This window comes from Methylobacterium indicum, from assembly GCF_017347565.1.
Lineage (GTDB): Bacteria > Pseudomonadota > Alphaproteobacteria > Rhizobiales > Beijerinckiaceae > Methylobacterium > Methylobacterium indicum.
This window is the reverse complement of the sequence record NZ_AP024145.1, coordinates 1293083-1314906: the sequence shown is the minus strand read 5'-3', so window position 1 is coordinate 1314906 and position 21824 is coordinate 1293083. Positions and strand designations below refer to the sequence as shown.

General features: G+C 71.6%; 17 protein-coding genes. 8 read left to right on the top strand and 9 right to left on the bottom strand.

Features of this window, described 5'->3' with window-relative positions:
- Positions 1-22: 22 nt before the first annotated feature.
- Positions 23-3196, top strand: a complete 3174-nt coding sequence (locus miv_RS06030; RefSeq protein WP_207181877.1) for an efflux RND transporter permease subunit — start codon at positions 23-25, stop codon at positions 3194-3196.
- A 140-nt stretch (positions 3197-3336) separates the two neighbouring features.
- Here miv_RS06030 and ilvC read toward each other — a convergent pair whose 3' ends face one another.
- The gene (gene ilvC, locus miv_RS06025) at positions 3337-4356 is read right to left on the bottom strand and encodes a ketol-acid reductoisomerase (RefSeq protein ID WP_048425858.1); all 1020 of its coding nucleotides are present in this window, start codon (positions 4354-4356) and stop codon (positions 3337-3339) included.
- 214 nt (positions 4357-4570) lie between these two features.
- On the opposite strand from ilvC, the gene miv_RS06020 reads away from it, so the two are divergent.
- Positions 4571-5119, top strand: a complete 549-nt coding sequence (locus tag miv_RS06020; protein WP_048425893.1) for a DUF924 family protein — start codon at positions 4571-4573, stop codon at positions 5117-5119.
- A gap of 37 nt (positions 5120-5156) precedes the next feature.
- On the opposite strand, the gene miv_RS06015 is transcribed toward miv_RS06020, so the two are convergent.
- Entirely contained in the window at positions 5157-5804 is a 648-nt protein-coding gene (locus tag miv_RS06015) for a glutathione S-transferase family protein (protein ID WP_207181876.1), read from the bottom strand.
- Positions 5805-5911: 107 nt separating this feature from the next.
- On the bottom strand, positions 5912-6724 hold the full coding sequence (locus miv_RS06010; protein WP_048425860.1) for an FTR1 family iron permease: 813 nt from the start codon (positions 6722-6724) through the stop codon (positions 5912-5914).
- A gap of 440 nt (positions 6725-7164) precedes the next feature.
- Here miv_RS06010 and miv_RS06005 point away from each other — a divergent pair, with 440 nt between their 5' ends.
- Entirely contained in the window at positions 7165-7953 is a 789-nt protein-coding gene (locus miv_RS06005; protein ID WP_048425861.1) for a transporter substrate-binding domain-containing protein, read from the top strand.
- 61 nt (positions 7954-8014) lie between these two features.
- Here the strand turns inward: miv_RS06005 and miv_RS06000 are convergent, their stop codons facing one another.
- Positions 8015-11578 (bottom strand): molybdopterin cofactor-binding domain-containing protein, encoded by a 3564-nt coding sequence (locus miv_RS06000; RefSeq protein ID WP_244748889.1) that lies wholly within the window; start codon positions 11576-11578, stop codon positions 8015-8017.
- Positions 11575-12138 carry a (2Fe-2S)-binding protein gene (locus miv_RS05995; RefSeq protein ID WP_207181875.1) on the bottom strand — a complete coding sequence of 188 codons (564 nt, stop codon included), beginning with the start codon at positions 12136-12138 and terminating at the stop codon, positions 11575-11577. The genes miv_RS06000 and miv_RS05995 overlap by 4 nt, the downstream gene beginning before the upstream one ends.
- 263 nt (positions 12139-12401) lie before the next feature.
- On the opposite strand from miv_RS05995, the gene miv_RS05990 reads away from it, so the two are divergent.
- The 3 genes from miv_RS05990 (at position 12402) to miv_RS05980 (ending at position 14432) form a co-directional block, all read left to right on the top strand.
- Positions 12402-12617, top strand: coding sequence for a type II toxin-antitoxin system prevent-host-death family antitoxin (locus tag miv_RS05990; RefSeq protein ID WP_125901036.1), 216 nt, complete (start codon positions 12402-12404; stop codon positions 12615-12617).
- A 151-nt stretch (positions 12618-12768) separates the two neighbouring features.
- On the top strand, positions 12769-13533 hold the full coding sequence (locus miv_RS05985; RefSeq protein ID WP_207181874.1) for a histidine phosphatase family protein: 765 nt from the start codon (positions 12769-12771) through the stop codon (positions 13531-13533).
- Positions 13530-14432, top strand: a complete 903-nt coding sequence (locus miv_RS05980; protein ID WP_207181873.1) for an NAD(P)H-hydrate dehydratase — start codon at positions 13530-13532, stop codon at positions 14430-14432. The genes miv_RS05985 and miv_RS05980 overlap by 4 nt, the downstream gene beginning before the upstream one ends.
- Before the next feature lie 46 nt (positions 14433-14478).
- Here the strand turns inward: miv_RS05980 and miv_RS05975 are convergent, their stop codons facing one another.
- On the bottom strand, positions 14479-16149 hold the full coding sequence (locus miv_RS05975; RefSeq protein WP_207181871.1) for a methyl-accepting chemotaxis protein: 1671 nt from the start codon (positions 16147-16149) through the stop codon (positions 14479-14481).
- Between the two features lie 302 nt (positions 16150-16451).
- Between miv_RS05975 and miv_RS05970 the strand changes: the two genes are divergently transcribed.
- Both miv_RS05970 and miv_RS05965 read left to right on the top strand, forming a co-directional pair.
- A complete protein-coding gene (locus miv_RS05970; RefSeq protein WP_207181870.1) occupies positions 16452-16748 on the top strand; it encodes a hypothetical protein in 297 nt (98 codons plus the stop codon).
- A 31-nt stretch (positions 16749-16779) separates the two neighbouring features.
- The gene (locus miv_RS05965; protein WP_058617253.1) at positions 16780-17421 is read left to right on the top strand and encodes a glutathione S-transferase family protein; all 642 of its coding nucleotides are present in this window, start codon (positions 16780-16782) and stop codon (positions 17419-17421) included.
- A gap of 4 nt (positions 17422-17425) precedes the next feature.
- Here the strand turns inward: miv_RS05965 and miv_RS05960 are convergent, their stop codons facing one another.
- The 3 genes from miv_RS05960 to miv_RS05950 all read right to left on the bottom strand — a co-directional run bounded on the left by miv_RS05960 (position 17426) and on the right by miv_RS05950 (position 21688).
- The gene (locus miv_RS05960; protein ID WP_207181869.1) at positions 17426-18127 is read right to left on the bottom strand and encodes an alpha/beta fold hydrolase; all 702 of its coding nucleotides are present in this window, start codon (positions 18125-18127) and stop codon (positions 17426-17428) included.
- 152 nt (positions 18128-18279) lie between these two features.
- Positions 18280-19443, bottom strand: a complete 1164-nt coding sequence (locus miv_RS05955; protein WP_058617252.1) for an acyl-CoA dehydrogenase family protein — start codon at positions 19441-19443, stop codon at positions 18280-18282.
- A gap of 148 nt (positions 19444-19591) precedes the next feature.
- A complete protein-coding gene (locus miv_RS05950) occupies positions 19592-21688 on the bottom strand; it encodes a carbohydrate porin (protein WP_207181868.1) in 2097 nt (698 codons plus the stop codon).
- Between the last annotated feature and the right edge of the window lie 136 nt (positions 21689-21824).

Genomic DNA, 21824 nt, shown 5'->3' with positions numbered 1-21824 from the left:
CGCACACCCGGAAAAAACGGCCATGACCGGCATCGTCGGCCTCGCCCTGCGCCAGCGCGCCCTCGTCGTCCTGGCCTTCGTGGCCCTGATGATCGGCGGCCTCGCGGCGTTCCAGAGCCTCAACATCGAGGCCTATCCCGACCCGACGCCGCCGATGGTGAACGTCATCACCCAGGCGCCGGGCCTCTCGGGCGAGGAGATCGAGCGCTACATCACGGTGCCGATCGAGGTGATCACCTCGGGGCTCCCCGACCTCAAGCAGGTCCGCACCGTCTCGCTCTACGGCCTGTCCGACGTGAAGCTGCAATTCGGCTTCGCCAACAGCTACCGCGAGGCCGAGCAGCAGGTGCTCAACCGCCTCGCCCAGCTCGACACCCTGCCGAACGGTGCCAAGCCCACGATCTCGCCGGTGAGCCCGATCGGCGAGATCTTCCGCTACAAGCTCGTCGCGCCGGACGGCTACAGCGTCCTCGACCTCAAGACCCTGCAGGACTGGGTGCTGCGCAAGCGCTTCCGCGCCGTGCCGGGCGTCATCGACGTGATCGGCTGGGGCGGCAAGACCAAAACCTTCGAGATCGGCGTCGACCTCGACCGGCTGATGGCCCATGGGCTCACCCTGTCGGGGGTAGTGAAGACCCTCAACGACAGCAACCTCAACGTCGGCGGCAACCGGATCACCCTGGGCAGCCAGTCGGCGGTGGTACGCGGCGTCGGCCTGATCCGCTCCGTCGACGACATCGGCGAGACGGTGCTGTCGCAGTCGGGCGGCGCGCCGGTCCTGGTGAAGGACGTCGCCACCATCACCATCGGCCACCAGCCGCGGCTCGGCATCGCCGGGATGAACGAGGACGACGACATCGTCCAGGGCATCGTGCTGATGCGCCGGGGCGAGCGCTCGACCCCGTCGATCGAGGCGGTGAAGGCCGAGGTCGCCAGAATCGAGGCCGCCGGCATCCTGCCGCCCGGCGTCAGGATCGAGCGCATCTACGACCGCGCCGACCTCATCGCCGTCACCACCCACACCGTGCTGCACAACATGCTGGTCGGCATCCTGCTGATCCTCGTCGTGCAGTGGCTCTTTCTCGGCAACCTGAGGAGCGCGCTCATCGTCGTCGCGACGATTCCGTTCGCGCTGTTCTTCGCCGTCATCATCCTGGTGGTGCGGGGGGAGTCCGCCAACCTCCTGTCGGTCGGCGCGCTCGATTTCGGCCTCATCGTCGACGGCACCGTCATCATGGTCGAGGCGATCTTCCGCCGCCTCTCGGGCCACGGCCCGCCGCTGGCGCCGGGGCTCGCCGGGGCCAAGGGGATGCCGCGAAAGCTCGGGCTGATCGCGCTCGCCTCCTCCGACGTCAGCCGCTCGATCGTCTTTGCCGCCATCATCATCGTGACCGGCTTCCTGCCGCTGTTCACGCTGTCGGGCGTCGAGGGCAACATCTTCGGGCCGATGGCCCAGACCTACGCCTACGCGCTGGCGGGCGGCCTCATCGCCACCTTCACGGTGACGCCGGTCCTGTCGGCCTACCTGCTGCCCGACCACATCCACGAGGTCGAGACGATCCTGGTCCGCGCCCTCGACCGGCTCTACCGGCCGGTGATCCGGGCGGCCCTGGGGCATCGCACCCTGACGCTGGGGCTGGCCGGCCTCATCTTCCTCGGCGTGGCCGTGGAGGGGCGCAATCTCGGCCTCGAATTCCTGCCCAAGCTCGAGGAGGGCAACCTCTGGATCCGCGCCACCATGCCGGCGACGATCTCGCTGGAGGAGGGCAACCTCTACGTCAACCGGATCCGCCGGGTGATCGCCGAGGTGCCGGAGGTCGAGCGGGTGGTCTCCCAGCACGGAAGGCCCGACGACGGCACCGACGCCGCCGGCTTCTTCAACGGCGAGTTCTTCGCGCCCTTGAAGCCCGCCGAGCAGTGGCGCGAGGGCATGAGCAAGGACGCGATGACCGGCGCCCTGCTGGAGCGGCTGCGCACCGAGTTCCCGGGCGTCGAGTTCAACCTGTCGCAGTATCTCCAGGACAACGTCGCCGAGGCGGTGTCGGGCATCAAGGGCGAGAACTCGTTCAAGGTGTTCGGGCCCGACCTGCAGAAGCTCACCGACGTGGCGCGCGAGGTCGAGGCCGTCCTCAAGCGCGTGCCGGGCGTCACCGATCTCGGGGTGTTCACCTCGCTCGGCCAGCCGACGGTGCAGATCAACGTCGACCGCACCCGGGCCGCCCGCTACGGCCTGACGCCGGGCGACATCAACACCACGGTCCGCACCGCGATCGGCGGCGATTCGGCGGGCGAGCTCTACGATACCGGCAGCGAGCGCCACTACCCGATCGTCGTGCGGCTGGCCTCGCAATACCGCCAGAGCGTGCGGGCGATCCGCGAGCTGCGCATCGCCGGCCAGACCCAGGGCGGCGCCAACGTCCAGATCCCGCTCAACGCCGTCGCCGATGTCGAGCTGGTCTCGGGCCCCGCCTACATCTACCGCGAGGGCCAGGAGCGCTATCTGCCGGTCAAGTTCAGCGTCCGCGACCGCGACCTCGGCAGCACCATCATCGAGGCGCGCGAGCGGGTGGCGCAGGAGGTCAAGCTGCCCCCGGACTACCGGCTGGAGCTCGTCGGCGAGTTCAACAACATGCAGGGCGCGCTCGCCCGGCTGTCGGTCACGGTGCCGCTGGCGATCCTGCTGATCGCGGTGCTGCTCTTCGTCAATTTCGGCTCGGTCGTCGACACGCTGCTGGCGCTCTCAGTGATCCCGATGGCGGTGGCCGGCGGCGTGGTGGCGCTCGCCGTCACCGAGACGCCGTTCTCGGTCTCGGCGGCGATCGGCTTCATCGCGCTCTTGGGCATCGCGGTGATGGACGGCATCATCGTACTCACCCACTACAACGCGCTGATCGCCCGCGGCGAGGAACGGGCCGAAGCGATGCTGAAGACCTGCCTCACCCAGATGCGCCCGGTGGTGATGACCTGCGTCGTCGCCGGCGTCGGTCTCCTGCCGGCGGCCTTCTCGGCCGGCGTCGGCTCGCAGGTGCAGAAGCCTCTGGCGCTGGTGGTGGTCGGCGGCATGAGTCTGGCGCCGGTCCTGATCCTGATCATCCTGCCGGTGCTGATCATGCTCTTCTCCCGCCGCCGGCCGGCGGCGGTGCATCTCCCGGCGGAGCCGGGCCTGCCGGCGCCCGCCGGCGCCGCGACGCACTGACCGGCGGGACACCCTTGTTTCCGTCCAGACGCGAGAAGGGCCGGTTCGACGAGAGTCGAACCGGCCCTTCTCGTACCCGGAAACCGGGCTTCGTCCACGACGCGCCGCGGCCCGGGGAGGGCCGCGGCGCGTGACGCGGCTTAGTTCTTGGCCTTGTCGACCAGGGCCTTCTCCTTGATCCACGGCATCATGCCGCGGAGGCGCTCGCCGACCTCCTCGATCGGGTGGGCGGCGTTGCGGGCGCGGGTCGCCTTGAACGAGGTCTGGTTGACCTTGTTCTCCAGCATCCAGTTGCGGGTGAAGGTGCCGTTCTGGATGTCGGTGAGCACCCGCTTCATCTCGGCCTTGGTCTCGGGCGTGATGATGCGCGGGCCGGTCACGTACTCGCCGTACTCGGCGGTGTTCGAGATCGAGTAGTTCATGTTGGCGATGCCGCCCTCGTAGATGAGGTCGACGATCAGCTTCACCTCGTGGAGGCACTCGAAATAGGCCATCTCGGGGGCGTAGCCGCCCTCGACCAGGGTCTCGAAGCCGGCCTTGATCAGCTCGACGAGGCCGCCGCAGAGCACGACCTGCTCACCGAACAGATCGGTCTCGCACTCTTCCTTGAAGGTCGTCTCGATAATGCCGGCGCGGCCGCCGCCATTGGCCGAGGCGTAGGACAGGCCGAGGTCGTGGGCGTTGCCCGACGCGTCCTGGGCGATGGCGATCAGGGTCGGCACGCCGCCGCCGCGCAGGTACTCGGAGCGCACGGTATGGCCCGGGCCCTTCGGGGCGACCATCAGCACGTCGAGGTCGGCGCGCGGCTCGATCAGGTTGAAGTGGACGTTGAGGCCGTGGGCGAACAGCAGCGCAGCGCCCTGCTTCATGTTGGCCTGGAGCGAATCGCGGTAGATCTCGCCCTGCAGCTCGTCCGGGGTCAGCATCATGACGACGTCGGCCTGCTTGGCGGCGTCGGCGACCTCCATGACCGTGAAGCCCTCGGCCTCGGCCTTCTTGGCGCTGGCCGAGCCCTTGCGGAGCGCGATCACCACGTCCTTGACGCCGGAATCGCGCAGGTTCAGCGCGTGGGCATGGCCCTGGCTGCCGTAGCCGACGATGACGACCTTCTTGCCCTTGATCAGATTGATGTCGGCATCACGATCGTAATAGACCCGCATGGCGGCTCCCCCTTGTGCAGATGGCGAGAATCTCGAACGCTCCGGGCGCTGGAGCGGCCGTGCGACGGCCGGCTTGTAGCGGCGTGATTCGCGTCAGGGAATAGGCGATGCGCACCAAGCTGCACATGGCTGCCAAGTTCGGCGTGCGCATGCAGCCGGACCGGGCACGATCGTCGTGCGGGACGGGTGGGTTTCGGCAATGGTGGAGGCCGGCATGACGCAGCGGGCGGGACCCGCCGAACTGGTGGCGTTCTGGCGCGAGGCGGGACTCGACCGCTGGTTCACCGCCGATCCGGCCTTCGACGCGGCCTGCCGGGCCTACCGGCCGCTGCACGAGGCGGCGGCGCGGGGCGAACTCGCGGCCTGGGAGGCGACGCCGGAGGGCGCGCTCGCCCTGGTGCTGCTCCTTGACCAGTTTCCCCGCAACCTCTTTCGCGGCACGCCCCGGGCCTGGGCGACCGACGCGGCGGCGCTGGCGGCGGCCGAGCGCGCCCTTGCCCGCGGGCACGACCGGGCGATCGAGCCGGGCTTGCGCATCTTCCTCTACATGCCGCTGACGCATGCCGAGGATCGGGATCTGCAGGAGCGCAGCGTCGCGCTCTTTGCCGCCCTGGGCCTGCCCGTGCACCTGGAAGCGGCGATCGAGCACCGCGACCTGATCCGCCGCTTCGGCCGCTTTCCCCACCGCAACGCGGTGCTCGGCCGGCCCGAGACGGCGGCCGAGCGGGACTATCTGGCGGGGGAGGGCGCGTTCCGGGGCTGAGCGGATTTCGCCGAAGTGGTCCCCCGCGGCGGCCGGGTCACGCGGGCAGCGGCAATCCCTCGCGCGCGAAGGCGCGCTGCACCGCCGGGCGGGCGGCCATGCGGCGGGCGTGGTCGGTCCAGTACGGGAACTGGCGGGCCATGTCGTAGCCGAGCACCTGGCCGCGGCCCCAGTGCCAGAACACCAGGAGGTAGGGGTCGGCGACGCTGTAGTGCTCGCCGGCGGCCCAGCCACCGCGGGAGAGCCCGACCTCGATCATCGTCCACAGATCGGCGCAGGTCTCGAAGCCCTTGGCCTTCACGTCCTCGATCGCCGCCGGATCGGTGGCGTAGCGCTCGGCCCGCCGGATATGGGCGTAGGCGGGGTGGATGGTGGAGGACAGCCAGGCCAGCCACTCGGCGCACCGCGCTTCCTCGCGCGGGTCTTCCGGCCACAGGCCCGCCTGCGGGTGCCGGCGTGCGATGTAGCGCAGGATCGCCGGGTTCTCGGTCAGCACCCAGTCGCCCTCGGCCAGCGCCGGCACCCGGCCCTTCTGGTTGATGGCGAGGTAGCGGCCGCCGCGCTGCTCGGCGGTGGCGAAGTCGACCTTCACCGCCTCGAAGGCCGCGCCGGTCTCCTCGAGGGCGATGTGGGGCGCGAGCGAGCAGGCGCCCGGCGAGTAGTAGAGCGTGAGGGTGTCGGACAACGGAGGCCTCCCGGCGCGCCGCGATCGCCCCGGTCGTGCGGGGCGCGGGCGCCCCCGTCCCTTACCGCGAAGAAGCCCCCGCGGGGTACCGCGCCGCGCGCGGGGCCTCAGGCCGAGACCTGCGGGCGGGCCGCGACGCCGGCCGCCGGGCGGGACCGCCGCATCAGCATCCAGGCGAGGGCGCACAGCACGATCGCGCCCTGGACGATCAGCGCCTCCCAGCTGCCGTTGAAGCCGAGATCGGTGACGAAGTCCGGCACGCCGTCGTTGTGGACCGGCACCAGCACCTGCTCCTGCAATTCCTGGATCGCCGCGCCGACGAGGCGCAGGCCCATCACGAACAGGAAGGCGGAGGTGAGGAGGAAGACCGGGCGCAGGGGCAGCCGCAGGGCCAGCCACTGCATCGCCACGAACATCGCCGCGAGCGCCGCGGCCGCCACCACGAGGCCGCCGAGCAGCGAGGCGTCGAAGCCGCCGACGGTGCGGGCGAGGGCGTGCAGGAACAGCACCGTCTCGGCGCCCTCGCGGAACACCGCCAGGAAGGCGATGCCGGCCAGCGACAGCACCGTGCCGGCGCCCATCGCCCGCTCGGCCATGCGGTTGATCTCGGCCTTCCAGGCCGCCGGGTCCTGGCGCAGGAAGAGCCAGCCGCTCATCGTGAACATGAGCGCGGCGGCGACCACGATGACGCCGGCCTCGATCAGGTCGTTGTGGTTGCCGTCGAAGAAGGTCTCGAACACCCAGGCGAGGCCGAAGCTCGCCAGCACGGCGAGGCCGGCCCCGGCATAGACCGGGCGGATCTTCTCCGCTGCGCCGGCCCGGCGCAGGAAGGCCGCCAGGGCCGCCACGACCAGCATCGCCTCCAGGCCTTCGCGGAACAGGATGGTGAAGGCCTGCGCGAAGGTGGATCCGTCGGCCATGGGGGTACTCCTCGCTCGGGCGCAGGGAAAAACTGGGATCGTCCGGACGGGCGCCGTCGCGCCGCACGTCCGGCGCCCTCTTAGGCGAGGCGGCCCCGGCTTTCAAACGCCATATCCTTGTTTCGTATCGTTCTAAATTAGCGGGAAACAAATCGAAACTATCGCACGTCCCCCGCGCGTGGCGGCCATCGCTGCATCATCTCGCGATGACGAAGAAGATCCGTGTGAACGACTGCCGCTCCGCCCCGGCCGCCGGGCATGGGCAACTGGGCAGGGGCAGCTGGGCAAGAGCCGCCGGGCAAGAGGCCTCGGCCGGCGGCATCGGGCGCGAGCCGCCATCCCCAGCCCATGCCGGTGCGCGTTGTCGACAATCTGGACGCCTTCCGCCCGCGTCCTTACGGTTCGCTCACGCAGGATGCGTTCCACGGGGAGTCAGGTTCATGAAGGCGGGTTCGGTGACGTCGCGGCTGGTGGCGGGCGCGATGCTGGTCCTCTCGGCGACACGAGCCTTCGCGGCCGACGAGCCCTCGCGCCTCGACCGGGTGATCGACCGCAAGGTCCTGAACGTGTGCACGACCGGCGACTATCGCCCGTTCTCCTACCGCCCCGACGGCGCCAACGACTTCGTCGGCCTCGACATCGATCTCGGACGCTCGCTGGCCAAGTCGCTCGATGCCGAGGCGGTCTTCATCCAGACCAAGTGGTCGAACCTGCTCGCCGACTTCAAGAGCCAGTGCGACATCGCGATGAGCGGCATCTCCGTGACGCTGCCGCGCCAGCGCGAGGCGTTCTTCAGCGAGATGTATCTCGTGAACGGCAAGGCGCCGATCGTGCGCTGCGACGACGTCGCGAAGTACCAGACGACGGACGCCATCAACCAGCCCGCGACCCGCGTCGTCGTCAATCCCGGCGGCACGAACGAAAAATTCGCCCGCGCCAACCTCGCCAAGGCGCAGATCCAGCTCTTCCCCGACAACCGCGTGATCTGGCGGGAGATCGCGGAAAACCGGGCCGACGTCATGGTCGCCGAGTCCGTCGAGGTGAAGCTCCAGGAGAAGCTGCATCCGGGCCTGTGCGCGGTGAACCCCGACCGGCCCCTTCAGTACGGCGAGATGGGTTTCCTGCTGCCGCGCGGCGACACGGTGTTCAAGGCCTATGTCGACCAGTGGCTGCACCTGACGAAGGCGTCCGGCGAGTTCGAGCGGATCTTCGACGCCAACATGAAGTGACGGTGGGCGCGATCACGGCCCGGTCGCGTTGCGATCGGGCTCTCCTCCGGCGCCGAAACCTTCACCATCCCGCATGCGGCCTCAAACCCCGCACCCGCGCCACCGCCGCTTCCAGCCCGGTCCAGGCCGGCGCGTCGGGCGCGTAGCGGGCGCGGGTATAGGCGACGACCTCTGCCACCTGCCGGTCGGTGAGGGTATCGCGAAACGCCGGCATCGCGGCGGGCGGGGCGCCCGGATCGGGGTTCGGAAAGCGCTCGGCCGCTGCCGCGACGCCGTTCAGGACCGCCTGGATCAGGTTGTCCGGGTGCGCGCTGTGGACGGAGGTCACGAGACCCAGCGGCACGAGATCGCCGCCGGCCCCGCCCTCGTGGCAGGCGGCGCAGGCGCCCTGGAACAGGGAGGCGGAGCCGGCCGGGCGTGAGGTTGCCGTAGCGGTCGGCCGGGGCGCCGGAGCCTCGCCGGCGAGGCTCGCGAGGTAGACCGCCATCGCCCGGATATCCTCGTCGGGCAGGGGGGCCAGCGAGGCGACCACGTCGGCCATCGGGCCGGCGGCGCTGCCGTGGCGGGCCGAGCGGCCCTTGCGCAGGTAGGCGAAGAGGTCGTCCTCGGTCCAGGGCAGGGGGGAGCGGGACAGGCCGGTGAGCGCCGGCGCCTCCCAGCCGTCGGCGAAGCCGCCGGCGAGACGGGCCTCGCCACGCCGCTCGGCCCCGAGCGCGTTGCGCGGGCTGTGGCAGGCGCCGCAATGGCCGAGGACCTCGACCAAGTAGGCGCCGCGGTTCCAGTCCGGCCCGCGGGCCGGATCGGCGGTGGCGACCGGGCGGAGGAAGAGGGCGTTCCAGTCCGCCATCAGCGGCCGGAGGTTGAAGGGGAAGCGCAGCCCCGTCTCGGGCGCGGGCCTCGCCACCGGTTCCTGCGCCATCAGGTAGGCGTAGAGCGCCTGGAGGTCGCGCTCCGCGATGCCGGCGAAGCTCGGATAGGGATGGGCCGGGTAGAGATGGTGCCCGTCCCGCGACACGCCCTCGCGCATCGCCCGGGCGAAGGCCGGGTAGGACCAGGCGCCGATGCCGGCGCCGACATCCGGCGTGATGTTCGAGGCGTAGACCGTGCCGAACGGCGTCTCGAGCCCGCGCCCGCCCGCGAAGCTCCGGCCGTCCGGCCCGGCATGGCAGACGAGGCAGGCCCCGGCCGCCGCGACGAGGCGCCCCTGCGCGATCGTGGCGGCGGAATAGGCAGCCGAATCCGGCCGCTCGATCGACGGGTAGGCCGGGCGCCAGGGCAGGAGGGTGGTGGCGAGCGCCAGCGCCCCCGCACCGGCCCCGAACAGGCCGGCGAGGAAGCCGCGGCGGCGGCGCGGGGCGGAGTCCCCGCCGGGATGTTCGGGCCCGGAGATCCGCGGCGGGTTGAGGGCGGCGCGCACGGCGTCCGCCGTCAGCGGCAATTCGCGGAATCGGATGCCGGTTGCGTCGAACAGCGCGTTGGTGATCGCCGCGGCACTCGGCACCGAGGCCGATTCGCCCGCGCCCAGAGGCGGATCGTGCGGCCGGGGCACCATCAGCACGTCGATCTCGGGCACCTGCGGAAAGGCGAGGATCGGGTAGCTGCCCCATTCCCGGCTGGTGACCCCGGTGGCGTCGAACCCGACCGATTCCTTCAGCACCCGGCTCGTCGACTGGATGACGTTGCCGTGGATCTGGTGGCGCACCCCGTCCGGGTTGATCATCAGGCCGGAATCCTGGCCGACCACCACACGGGTGACGGCCACCTCCCCGGTGACCCGGTTGACCGCCACGTCCGCCACCCAGGCCGCCCAGGCGGCGGCCTTTCCGGGAAACGGCCCGTGGACGTAGACCGCGTAGGCGAAGCCCCGCCCGTACAGCACGTCGCCGGAGCCGCCATGGCTGCCGGGCCGGGTGTGGGGCACCCAGGCGGCGCGCTCGGCGACCGCGCGCACGAGGTCGGCGGCGCGGGGATCGGGCAGGTAGCGCAGGCGGTACTCGATCGGGTCGATGCCGGCGGCCGTGGCGAGCTCGTCGATGTAGGATTCGTGCGCGAAGGTGTTGGGCAGGGCCGAGACGCCGCGCATCCAGGAGGCGCGGGCGATCGGCGGCATGTCGTGCACCGTCACCCGGGCATTGCCGAAGGCGTAGGGCGGCACCGCCGTGCGGTCGCCCATCGGGTAGGTGGCGGGCGTCGCCGTCACCTTGCCGGTGAGGATCAGCGCGAGCGTCGGCGCGCCGTTCGAGGGATAGCGGGTCTCGAAGTCGTAGGCCGCCGGTCCGCCCTCGGCGTCGAGGCCGCCGCGGACGTCCATCACCTGCGCGGCGCCCTTCGGCTCCCAGGCATGCTCCTGCTCGCGGGTGAGCTGCACCCGCACCGGCCGCCCCACCGCCCGGGCGAGCAGCGCGGCATCGGCCGCCACGTCGTCGGCGCAGTTGCGGCCGTAGCAGCCCGCCGCCTCGTGGCGCTCGATCGCGATCCGCTCCTCCGGCAGGTCGAGGAGGGTGGCGAGGTCGCTCTGCAGGACGTGCGGGTTCTGGGTGCCCGACCACACCACCAGGTCACCGTCCCGGAACGCCGCCACGGCGCAGGACGGACCGATCGAGCCGTGCATCTGGTAGGGCCAGACATAGGTGCGGTCGAGCCGCGCCTCGGCGTGGGCGAGCGCCCGCTCGACGTCGCCGCGGTCGAGGAGCTTGCGCGGGGTCGCCGGGTTGTCGCGGAGCGCCGCCTCGGGCCGGTTGAGGTCGGGCAGCGTCTCTCCGGGCCGCCAGGTCACGCGCAGCGCCCTCGCCGCCTCGATGGCGTTCTCCTCGCGCTCGGCCACCACGCCGACGAAGTCGCCGAGCGTCACGACCCCGACGAGGCCGGGGATATGCGCGACCGAGGCTTCGTCCACCCCGAGCAGCAGGCCGCCGAGCGCCGTCTCGACACCCGGGACCGGCGGCCGGACCACGCGGCCATGGACCATGCCGGGCACCCGCACGTCGTGGACGTAGGTGAAGGCGCCGACGGCCTTGGCCGGGATGTCGACTCGCGGCACCGGCTGCCCGACGATGGCGTAGTCCTCCACGGGTTTCACCGGCGCCTCGGGATCGAGGGTCAGCTCGGTGCGTCCGCCCCGCACGAGGTCGCCGTAGGCCACGGCGAGATCCGGCTCGCCCGCGACCCGGACGGTGCCGGCCGCGACGACGAGTTCCCCGGTGCCGCGGTTGAGCCGGCGCGAGGCCGCCTCGATCAGGTGGCGGCGGGCGGTGGCGGCGGCCTGGCGCAGGGGCACGGCGGCGATCTGGATCGTCTCGCTGGCGATCGTGCCGCCCTGGTCGGGGGCGGTGGCGGTGCTGCCGAGCTCCATCGCGACGTGGGCGAGGGGCACGTCGAGCTCCTCGGCGACGATCTGGGCGAGCGCCGTGCGGATGCCGGTGCCGAGATCGACATGGCCGTTGAAGGCGGTGACCCGGCCCCCGGCATCGACCGCGAGGTAGAGGGCGCGTTGCGGCCCCACGGCCAGCGCGGCGCCCGGCGCGTCGCCGAGCCGGGGCGGGCGGCCCATCGTCTCGCGGTAGACGAGCAGCAGGTCGTCCGCCTCCTGCCAGCGGCGGCGGCGCGCGGCGGGTTCGTCGGTCATGCGGCGCTCCCGTGTGCCGCGGCGCTTCCTTGTGCCGCGGCGCTCGTGTGTGCCGTCCCGCGCAGCCGCGCGGCGGCGGCGCGGACCGCGCGCAGGATCTCGACATGGGTGCCGCAGCGGCACAGGTTCGCCCGGAGCCCGTCGCGGATCTCGGCCTCGCTCGGGTCCGGGTTGGCGGTCAGCAGCGCCACCGTCGTCATGATCATGCCGTTGAGGCAGTAGCCGCATTGCGCGGCGTTCTCGGCGATGAACGCCTCCTGCACCGGGTGCAGCCGCCCGCCCTCCGCCAGCCCCTCCAGGGTGGTGATCCGCCGGCCGGTCGCGGCCCGCAGCGGGATCGTGCAGGAGCGCAACGCCCGCCCGTCGACCAGCACCGTGCAGCTGCCGCACTGGCCGAGGCCGCAGCCGTATTTCGGGCCGTTCAGCGCGAGGTCGTTGCGCAGCACGTAGAGCAGGCGTGTGCCGGGCGCCGCCTCGACGCTCACGCCGCGCCCGTTGACGTGGAGCCGGTGGCGTGCGGGCGCCAGCCGCGCGTCGTGCGGCCGCGCGTCTTCGGCCATTGGCCGCCCCTCGTCCTGCATCGCTTCGTCCTGCCCCGAGACCCGGCTTTTCGCCGGTTGCCTTGTTCTCACAGATTTCCGGACGGACCGGAACCCGGTCGCCGGACCGTGCCGCTTGCAAAAGGCTGGCCATCGGAGAGGCCGGCGTGACCGCCAGCCCATTCGATGGCAGACCGCGGGACGGCGCAGCGCCGGTTGACCGCCCGTTTGGTCGGTGACACCGTCATCCCGACCTCCGACCAGCGGCATTCGGGAGTGGCGGCATGACGAAGGCCCATGATGACGCGGCCGCAGAGCCGCGGGCGATCAGCCTCGATGCTGCGGCTCACCGTGAGGCGGTCGCGGATATCGAGCGTCGTGTTCCGGCGCCCCGCTCACGCACACCGTTCAAGTTCGGGCTGCTGCGCGGTCGGCTCGGTGACGGCCCGGACTTCTTCTCACCGCTTCCGGACGAAGACCTCGCTCTCTGGGAAGGATGACGGTGATCCCGGGCCGGTCGCGATCCGAGCCGGGGCAGCGTCCACCTAGTATCCCGACAATACGGATCGACAACGAAAGCGCCGCAGCCACCGCCGCTTGCTGACCCTCCCGTCTCCGCTAGCTGACCCTCCCGGACACTCGGGGGGAGCAATGCAGCAGCGCTGGCCGGACCGGATCTGGATCGTGCGGCACGGCGAGAGCGCCGGCAACGTCGCCCGGGACGCAGCCCAAGCGGCGGGGCACACCCATATCGACATCGCCGGGCGCGACGTCGACGTGCCGCTGAGCACGCTCGGGGAGCGTCAGGCCGCGGCGGTCGGGCGGTGGTTCGCCGAGAAGCCGGCCTCGGAGCGGCCCGACGTGGTGCTCACCTCGCCCTATCGCCGGGCCGAATCCACCGCCCGGCTGATCCGCGAGGCCGGCGGCGTCGCCGACCCGCTGCTCGATTTCGTCGCCGACGAGCGCCTGCGCGAGAAGGAATTCGGGGTTCTCGACCGGCTCACCCGCGAGGGCATCGTGCAACTCCATCCCGACCAAGCCGAGCTGCGACAACTGCTCGGCAAGTTCTACCACCGGCCGCCGGGCGGCGAGAGCTGGTGCGACGTGATCCTGCGCCTGCGCAGCGCCCTCGATACGGTCTCGCTGCATTACGGCGGGCGGCGGGTGCTGGTGGTCGGGCATCAGGTCGTGGTCCTGTGCCTGCGCTACCTGATCGAGGGCATGACCGAGGACGAGATCCTGGGCATCGACCGGGAGGGCGACGTCGCCAATTGCTCGGTGACCGAATACGCGTTCGATCCGCGCCGCGGCAGCAGCGGCAAGCTCGTCCTGCAACGCTACAATTTCGTGGCGCCCCTGACCCGGGCCGGCGCGCCGGTGACGGCCGAGCCCGACGCCACGGGAGCCGCCCGATGACGCGAAAGACCCTTCGGCCGATCACCGCCGCGACCCTGCGCGGTCGTCCCCTGCCCGACTCGGGGAGCGGCAGCAAGGAGGCGCGCGGCAGCGCCCTCGTGGTCGCCGGCTCGGTCGAGGTGCCGGGCGCCGCGATCCTGGCCGGCACCGCGGCGCTCCGGGCCGGCGCCGGCAAGTTGCAGATGTCGATCGCCGCCGGCACCGCCCCGCATGCCGCGCTCGCGGTGCCGGAAGCCCTGGTGGTACGGCTGCCCGAGGGCGAGGACGGCCATGTCGACCACGACCGGGCCGCCGAGGTGCTGCTGCCCCGCACCGCGCGGGCCGCCGCGATCCTGATCGGCGCCGGCATGGCCTCGGGCGAGCCGACCAGGGCGCTCACCGCCGCCTTGCTCGCCGGTCCCGCCGAGGCCCCCTTCGTCCTCGACGCGGCGAGCATCGAGGGCTTGTGCGAGCAGGCCGAGGCGGTGCGGGCGCGGGCGGGCCGCGTGGTGCTCACGCCCCATGCCGGCGAGATGGCGCGCTGCCTCGGCTGCGAGCGCGACGCGGTCGAGGCCGATCCCCTCGGGGCGGCGCGGAAGGCCGCCGAGCGGTTGGGCGCCGTCGTGGTGATGAAGGGCGCCGAGACCTGGATCGTCGATCCGGCGGGCGACACCTGGCATTATGCCGGCGGCGGCGCCGGTCTCGCCACCTCGGGCTCCGGCGACGTGCTCGCCGGGATCATCGTCGGGCTGCTCGCCCGCGGCACCCCACCCGCCGAGGCGGCGTCCTGGGGCGTCTTTCTGCACGGCGAGGCCGGGCGACGGCTGGCCCGGTCCTGCGGGCCGATCGGCTTCCTCGCCCGCGAATTGCCCGGCGAGGTGCCGGGGCTGATGCGGGACGTGGCGGAGGGCGCGATCTGACGCCGGGGGCGCAAGGGGCTTCACCCTCGGCGTCGGAGCCTCCCGCTCACGCGGCCCTGACCGTGGCGAGGAAGCGGCGCACCTCCGAGGAGAGGTGCTCCGATTGCCGCGACAGCTCGGACGACGAGGCGAGGACCTGGCTCGCTGCCGCGCCGGTCTCCTCGGAGGCCTGCGCCACGCCCGCGATGGTGTGCGTCACCGCGCTCGCGCCGGTTGCGGCCTCGGCGACGTTGCGCACGATCTCCCGGGTCGCGCCGCCCTGCTGCTCGACCGCGCTCGCGATGCCCGCCGTCACCGCGTCGATCTCCCGGATGCGCGCGCTGATCGTGCCGATCGCCGCGACGGCCCGGTCGGTGACGCCCTGGATCTCGCCGATCTGTCCGGAAATCTCCTCGGTGGCCCGGCTGGTCTGGTTGGCGAGTTCCTTCACCTCGGCGGCGACCACGGCAAAGCCCCGTCCCGCCTCGCCGGCCCGCGCCGCCTCGATGGTGGCGTTCAGCGCCAGGAGGTTGGTCTGGCTGGCGATGGTCGAGATCATGCCGACCATCTCGCCGATCCGCCCGGACGCCGTCTTCATCACCTGCACGAGATGCGCGGTCTGGTCGGCCTCGGCGACGGCGCTCCGGGCGAGCCCGGCCGAGCCCTGGACCTGCCGGCCGATCTCCCCGACCGATGCGCCGAGTTCCTCGGTCGCCGCCGCCACCGTGTTGACGTTCGCCGCCGCCTCCTCCGCCGCCGCCGCGACCGTGCCCGACCGCGCGGCCGTGTCGGCCGCGGTCGCGGTCATCTGCTCGGCCGTGGCCTGCAATTCCGTCGCCGCCGACGAGACCAGGGTGACGATGCCGCCGACCGCCGCTTCGAAGCCCTCGGCCATCTGGCGCATGCCGGCCTTGCGCTGCGCCTCGGCGGAGGCCCGCGCGAGAGCGGTTTCCTCCTCGAGCTGCCGGGTCCGGATCACGTTCTCCCGGGAGGCGTCGACCGCGGCCGCGATGGCGCCGATCTCGTCGGTACGGCCGAGATAGGGAACCGGGGCGGCGACGTCGCCGGAGGCCAGGCCGTGCATCCGCCGGACCAGGCGCTCGATCGGCCGCGCCACGGCGGCCACGACGTAGACGATGCCGGACAGGCCGATCGCCAGCGCGACGGCGCAGACCAGTCCGGTCAGCCACAGCGCGCTGGAATAGGTGTCGATCGCCGTCGACCGTGCCCGGTCGCTGCCGGCGACGTTCAGCGCCGTGTCGCGATCGAGCGCGTCCATCGCCGCATCGAACGGACGGCGCGACGCCTGGAACAGCTCGTTGACGGTGACGGCGTTCTTCTCCCGCGCCGCGATCATGATCTTGCCGCGCAGGGTCAGGTACTCCGCCCAATGTCCCTGGAACGCGGTCCACAGCGCCCGCTCCTCGGGGCTCGTGATCACCGTCTCGTAGCGCCGCGCCACCGCCTCCGATTCCTTGAGGCGGCGGTCCGAGATGCTGTCGAGCTCGGTCACGGGCTCCGTCGCCATGACGTAGCGGGCATCGACGAGGCGCAGGCGCGTCACCTTGTACTTGTATTCGCCGAGTTCGCGCACGCTCGGCAACCAGCTGTCGGCAATGTCGAGCGTATTGGCGTTGACGCTCCGCAGCTGCGTCACGCTCAGGACTCCCTGCATGAGAAGGCCGATGGCCAGCACGGCGATCAACCCGCCCAGCACGTGCGATAACTTGATCTTCATGTAGCGGCCCCGTCAAGAGAGCCCTATTGTGCCGATGCTGGGTGAAATCATGGTTAAAATTCCTACGATCTGATGTTTTGCAAGGACTAACCGGCAAGGATTTCTGCTCGCGCGGGGCGAAGCCGATCGGCGCAAGGGGGGCAGTGGGGCGACGGCCCGCCCCGGATCCCGGTATTCGACCCCGCTCGCTCCCCGGATTCGTCGTCGGGAGGCTCCGGCCTCCTCGCGGCTCCGCGCGGCCCCGGCCGAACCCGGCCTCGTTTCGGATGTTGACGGCCGACGGATTCCCTGCGGACAGGCCGATGATCAGACTCTCCCTCGCTCTCGCCCTCACGCTGGGCGTCGCCGCCGCCGGCCAGATCCCGACCGCGCAGGCCCAGACCGCCCGGCTCCCGCCGCCGAGCGACGCCGTCGGCGCGCCGGGCCCCGGCACCGGCACGAAGCCGCCGGCCTCGCGCCCGACGCAGACTCTTCCGGGCAACCCGAGCAGCACGTCCGTCCCCGGCACCAATCCGGGGGTCTGGATCGGCGGCAGCCCGACCGCGGGCCCGCCCGGCAGCGGCGGCACGGCGGGCGGGCCTGCCGCCGGGAACCGGTGACCCGCTCTCACGCGTGAAGGGAGGCGGTGCGATGCTGACGGTCCACCACCTCGAACGCTCGCAATCCGAGCGCATCCTCTGGCTGTGCGAGGAGCTGGGCGTTCCCTACGACCTCGTGCGTTACCAGCGCGACCCCGTCACCATCCTGGCGCCGCCGGACCTGCGGGCGCTGCATCCGCTCGGCGCGGCGCCGGTGATCGAGGAAGACGGGCTGGTGCTCGCCGAATCCGCCGCGATCGTCGAGTCCATCGCGGTGAGGCATGGCGGCGGCCGGCTGCGGCTCGGGCCGGACCACCCGGATTATGCCGCCTTCCTGTACTGGTTCCACTTCGCCAACGGGAACCTCCAGCCGGTCCTCGGCCGGATGATGATGGTGGGGCGCGTCGGCCTTCCCCCCGACCATCCGGTGCAGGCGGCGGTCCAGGGGCGCCTCGACCGGGTGATGGCGCTGGTCGAGGCACGGCTCGCCGCGGTGCCCTACCTCGCCGGGGAGGAGTTCACGACGGCCGACATCATGAGCGTCTTTTCGCTCACCACCATGCGGCTGTTCCAGCCGGTCGACCTCGCGCCCTATCCCGCGATCCTCGCCTACCTGCAGCGCATCGGGGCGCGCCCTGCCTATCGCCGCGCCATGGAGATGGGCGATCCCGGCTTTGCCCCGATGCTGACCTGACGCGTCAGGCTTCCAGCCATTCGCGCAGCAGCGCGGCGGTTCCCTCGGGCCGCTCCAGCGGCGGGAGGTGGCCGCAATCCGCCAGCACGTGCAGGCGCGAGCCGGCGATGCCGGCATGGATCTCCTGCGACAGGGCGGGGGGCGTCAGCACGTCGTCCGCGCCCACCGCCACCAGGGTCGGCACCCGGATCGTGGCGAGGATCGGCCGGCTGTCGGGCCGGTCGAGGATTGCCCGCTGCTGGCGCAGGAAGGCCTCGCCGCCGACCCGCTCGGCCATCGCCTTCACGGCCTCGCCGACCGGGCCGGCGACGTGCGAGGCGTGGACGAGCTTCGGCAGCAAGCGCGTGGTCACGCCGGCGAAGCGGCCGACCTTGATCTGCTCCATGCCCTGGCGCCGCAGCGCCGCGTGGGCCGCATCCTCCGGCGCGGCGCCGGTGTCGAACAGGGCCAGCCGCGTCACCCGCTCGGGCGCCTGGCGCAGGATCTCGAAGGCGACGTAGCCGCCCATCGACAGGGCGACGAGCCCGAAGCGCGGCGGCGCCGCCGCGAGCGCCCGGCGGGCCATCGCGGCGATGCTGTCGTCGAGGGTCAGGTCGGCCACCACGGCGGCCGTCCGGTCGGCCAGCGCGGCGATCGGGCGGCGCCACAGCACGGCGTCGTTGAGGAGCCCGGGCAGGAACAGAAGCGGGCCGGAGGGAAAGGTCATGGGGGATTCCGTGCCCGCCCCCGGGACCCCGAGGGCGGCGTTCGCCGTCATACGATGTCCGGCCGGTCGCTTCACGACGCAGATATCGGCGTCGCTCGGGCGCCGCGCCGGCTTGTGACACGAATTCCGGACGTCATCGTCCGGAATTCACATCAGTATGAACGCGGCATCCCGAGCACGTGCTCGGCGATGTAGGACAGGATCAGGTTCGTCGAGATCGGCGCCACCTGGTAGAGCCGGGTCTCGCGGAACTTGCGCTCGACGTCGTACTCTTCCGCGAAGCCGAAGCCCCCGAAGGTCTGGATGCAGGCATTGGCCGCCTCGAACGAGGCGTCGGCGGCGAGCATCTTGGCCATGTTGGCCTCGGCCCCCGGATTGGCCCCGGCCTCGTAGAGGCGCAGGCCTTCCTGCACCATCAATTCGGCGGCCCGCATGTTGGCGTAGGCCTTGGCGATCGGGAACTGGATGCCCTGGTTCTGGCCGATCGGCCGGCCGAAGACTTGGCGCTCGCGGGCATAAGCGGAGGCCTTGGCGATGAACCACTTGGCGTCGCCGACGCACTCGGCGGCGATGAGCAGCCGCTCGGCGTTCATGCCCGAGAGGATGTAGCGGAAGCCCTTGCCCTCCTCGCCGACCAGGTTCTCGGCCGGCACCTCCATGTTGTCGAAGAAGACCTCGCACGAATTGTGGTTCATCATCGTGCGGATCGGCCGGATGGTCAGGCCGCGGCCGAGCACGCTGCGCATGTCGACGATGAAGGTCGAGAGCCCGTCGGTCTTCTTCGCCACCTGGTCGCGGGGCGTGGTGCGGGCGAGCAGCAGCATCAGGTCGGAATGCTCGGCCCGGCTGGTCCAGATCTTCTGCCCGTTGACGATGAACTTGTCGCCCTCGCGCCGGGCGGTGGTGCGGAGCGCCGTGGTGTCGGTGCCGCTCGTCGGCTCGGTGACGCCGAAGGCCTGGAGCCGCAGGCGCCCGGCGGCGATCTCCGGCAGGTAGCGCTCCTTCTGCGCCTGCGTGCCGTGCCGCAAAACCGTGCCCATCGTGTACATCTGGGCGTGGCAGGCGGCGCCGTTGCAGCCGGAGCGCTGCACCTCCTCGAGGATCGCGGCGGCGGCCGAGAGCGGCAGGCCGGAGCCGCCGTACTCCTCCGGGATCAGCACCGAGAGGTAGCCGGATTCGGTCAGCGCGTTCACGAAGTCCGTCGGGTAGGCGCGCTCGGTGTCGAGCCGGCGCCAGTATTCGTCGGGGAAGCGCGCGCAGAGCTTGGCGACTTCCTCGCGGATCTCCGGGTGGCGCAGCGCGTCGGTCTCGGTCATTCGGGCGTCTCCTGCCTGCCGGGCCGCCGGGTGGGGGTCCGGGGCGCCGGTCGTTCGGAACAGGCTTACACCGTCCGCGGCCGGCCGTGTCATACCGTCGAGGCGCGCCTGCCATCGCGGCCGGCGCACGTCACGGCGCGCGGCGGCGTCAGAAGTCGGCGTGGAGGCGGGTGCCGAAGAAGTTCGCCGGGCCGCGGTCGCGGTTATAGGCGGGGTTCACCACCAGCTGGTAGTTGAACGACACCGTCACGGCCTTGGTCAGGCTCAGCGCGTAGTAGGTCTCGAACGCCCGCTCGGTGCCGTAGGTCAGGCGTCCGTCGCCGATCAGCAGGCCCAGGCCCCCCTTGGCGAAGAAGGCCCGGTGCGACGGCGACAGGCCGTTGATCGCCCCGCCGATGCCGACCGTGTCGCTCGGCCGCTCCCAGGCGGTGCCCTTCAGGGACAGGCCGCCCGAGACCGACCGGTCGACGTCGGTGAAGGACAGGCTCTCGTTGCGCCCGTCGGACAGGCTCGCCCGGGCGAACAGGCCGAGATCCGGGGTGAGCGCCTGCTCCAGGTTGATGTAGGCGCCGGTCTTGCGCCGGGGCCGGCGGGTCGCGGCGGCCGCGTCGTTGATGTCGTCGTAGATGCCGGCTTGCGTCAGGTCGACGACCTGGCGGTAGTTGGCGGTGGTGCCGACATTGCTGAACAGGCCGATGCGCAGCTTGCCGGGCTGGTCGAGGCCGGGCAGGACGTGGCGCTCCTCGAACTCGATGTTGGTGCCGGCTCGCTCGAAGACCCGCGGGTCGAGGACGTCGTTCGAGGGCTGCTTGGGCACCTGGGTGTAGGCGGCGCGGATCGCGAATTCCGGCCGGTTGTACTCGACCATCACGCCTTGCGTGAAGCCGGGGAGGTTCGCCGGGAAATCCCAGGCCGAGGAGCCCCAGATCGACCAGTTCATGAAGTCGACCCGCGGGTCGTGGGCGTAGACGTTGCCGTCGAAGAAGTCGCCGAGGGCGAACTTGCCGGCCACGACCGAGATCCGCTCGACGTCGCGGGTCATCGCCACCTGGTTGACGCCGTCGGGCACGTCCTCGGTGGCGCCGCCCAGCCCGAAGGTCTGGCGGATGAAGTAGCGGTTCGAGCGCAGCTTGGGGAACGGCGCGCCGGCCTTCTGGGCCTCGCCGTTGACGAAGCCGGCGACGCCGAGCGTCCGCGACAGGCCGAATCCTTGAGAGAATTCCGGGTTGTAGTAGAGCTCGGTGCTGTCGGTCAGCTTCACGCCGAGAAAAAGGGTCGCGGTGGTGGTCGACTGGACCTGGTTCGGCACCAGGCTGTTGTCGCCGCGATAGGGGGCGCGGAAGCCCGGTACCCCTTGCATCACGAAGGTGGTCTGGCCGTGGAAGGAGTAGCGGCCGGTGTCGCGGCTCGCCGGCGCGTCCTCGGCCACCTCCGCCGGCAGCCTGAGGCCGTAGGGGTACCAGGAAAGGCGCGCCATCATCTGGTGCGACGAGAAGGCGGCCTGGGTGGTGACGGGCCCGAGCCCCGGTACGCGGCCGAGATCGAAGCGGTTCGAGCGTCCGAGGTCGACGTAGCGGTAGTCGAGGCCGAGCGCGAGGTTCGGGGTGATGGCGTATTGCACGCCGGCCCCGAGGGTGAAGCCGAGGAAGGACAGGTCCTTGCGCGCCGTCGCCACTGCCCCGGTGGCGAAATCCGGGTAGGTCGCGAGCACCCGCGCATCGGCGCCCGCGAGCCCGAACGTGGCGTAGACGAGATAACTCTCGAACGCGTAGCCGAGGCGGGCGCGCACGGCCCCATAGAGGTCGGTCTTGCCCCGGATCACGCTGAAGGGCGGATCGACGTCCTCGTAGCCGAAGCCGGTCGCCGTCGAGGGCACCGGGCGCTTGAGGTTGGCGCCGTAGAGATCGGCCTCGATCCCGTACAGGTAGGGACCCGTCTGCCAGTTGTAGCCGCCGAACAGGCCGCCGACCGCCGTGGTGGCGGTGCGGCCGGTATCCGAGCGCCGCGTCGAGTCGCCGCTCTGGAAGGCCGGGATCGGCCGGCCGCCGACCGTGCTCGGCCCGAAGCGGTAATTGCCGAACGAGGCGCCGGCGCTGCCCTCGATGCCGAGATAGGGGCCCGACCAGTCGGTGAAGCTGGGCCCCTCCGCGGCCGCGGGGGCGGGAGGGCGCAGGTCGGCGGCATTCGCCAGGCCGGCCCAGAGGCCGAGCGCCACCCCGATTCCCGCTCCGCCCACGCGCCGCATCGCCGCTTCCCCTGCCGTTCCGGCGCCAGGTATAGCCAATGCTATACTCCTGGCAACCGGCCACGCTTGCCCGGAAGAGGCCTCTACGGTTTCCGTGACGGTATTGTCACGGTGTGGCGTCTTAAGCCCGCTGTCC